Source organism: Streptomyces sp. SID12501 (assembly GCF_010550245.1).
In the GTDB taxonomy this organism is placed as follows: domain Bacteria; phylum Actinomycetota; class Actinomycetes; order Streptomycetales; family Streptomycetaceae; genus Streptomyces.
Window position 1 is genome coordinate 1 of record NZ_JAAGLU010000856.1, and the last position, 412, is coordinate 412.

Genomic DNA, 412 nt, shown 5'->3' on the forward strand with positions numbered 1-412 from the left:
TGGGGCTACATGGACTTCCTGGGCTGGCGCGACCCGCAGGCCCCCGACCGCGCGTACATCGTGGCCGCCTGGGACGGCCGCCCGGTCGGCGTCCAGCTGCGCTCGTCGGACGCCGGTTCCTGGCAGACCCGCCGCAGCATGTGCTCGATGTGTGTGACCGTCCATACCGGAGGCGTCTCCCTGCTGGTGGCCCCGAGGTCCGGGAAGGCCGGCCAGCAGGGCAACTCGGTCGGCGCCTACATGTGCAGCGACCTCGCCTGCTCGCTCTACGTGCGCGGAAAGAAGGACGCGGGCGTCGGTGCACGGCTCCATGAGTCGCTCACCCTGGAGGAGAAGATCCAGCGGACGGTGGCGAATCTCGCCGCGTTCATCGCCAAGGTGACCGAGTGACGTTGCCGCACTCCAGCGTTCT

General features: G+C 69.4%; 1 protein-coding gene. It reads left to right on the forward strand.

What is annotated here, in order from left to right; translation table 11 throughout:
• On the forward strand, nt 1–390 hold a 390-nt coding region (locus G3I71_RS48830; RefSeq protein ID WP_164325431.1), incomplete at its 5' end, for an FBP domain-containing protein.
• Nucleotides 391–412 lie beyond the last annotated feature (22 nt).